General features: G+C 74.3%; 1 protein-coding gene. It reads left to right on the top strand.

Going from position 1 to position 989, the window contains the following annotated elements:
* The coding region (locus tag B9S61_RS11960) for a pyridoxal-phosphate dependent enzyme (protein ID WP_103542238.1) at positions 1–989 on the top strand (989 nt) is incomplete at both ends.

Genomic DNA, 989 nt, shown 5'->3' with positions numbered 1-989 from the left:
GGTGCCCTCGCGGGCCCGCGTCCGCGGCTGCCGTCGCCGCTGTGCGAGGTCGACGACGCGCGGTTCGGGCGGCGCGGAGTCCGGCTCCTGCTGAAGCGGGACGATCTCATCCATCCCGAACTCGTCGGCAACAAGTGGCGCAAACTCGCGCCCAACCTCGACGAGGCGGCCGGTCGGACCGTGCTCACCTTCGGCGGCGCGTACTCCAACCATCTGCGGGCCACGGCCGCCGCCGGGCGGCTGCTCGGCCTGCGCACGGTCGGTGTGGTGCGCGGCCAGGAACTCGCCGGCCGCCCGCTCAATCCGTCGCTGGCCCGGTGCGCGGCCGACGGGATGCGGCTGCACTTCGTCGACCGCGCGGCGTACCGCCGCAAGGCCGAGCCGGAGACGCTGGCGGCCGTCCTGCGCGCGGCGGACGCCGGGGACGCGTACGTCGTACCCGAGGGCGGCAGCAACTCCGCCGCCGTACGCGGCTGCCGGGCGCTCGGCGAGGAACTGGCCGGCCACGCGGACGTGATCGCGGTGGCCTGCGGCACCGGTGGCACCCTCGCGGGACTTGCCGCCGGCACAAGCGGCGGCGTGCGCGTGCTGGGCGTGCCGGTGCTCAGGGGCGGCTTCCTGACCGAGGGAATACGCGCCCTGCAGTCCGGTGCGTTCGGCGGCCCGCGCGGTGACTGGAGCCTCGAGGAGCGATTCCACTTCGGTGGATACGCGCGTACCGCGCCGGAACTCGAGGCGTTCGCCGCGGACTTCGAACACCGTCACGGCGTTCCCGTGGAGCGTGTCTATGTCGCCAAGTTGCTTTACGCCCTTGTCGCCCTCGCGGAGGAGAACGCGTTCTCGCGCGGGAGCACCGTCGCCGCGGTGATCACGGGCCGCCCCTTCCCGGAACGAAACGACTGGAGCGGGCTCGGACCCGGTCCGGCGCACAGTCCCCTCCCACGCGAGCGGGGCCGAGCGGGAGGGACGGGAGGGAAGGGGCGAGGCGG

The organism is Streptomyces sp. SM1 (assembly GCF_002910825.1).
Classification (GTDB): Bacteria; Actinomycetota; Actinomycetes; order Streptomycetales; family Streptomycetaceae; genus Streptomyces; species Streptomyces okerensis.
Note: the sequence above shows the minus strand (reverse complement) of the source record. Positions and strands in the feature narration are given on the sequence as shown.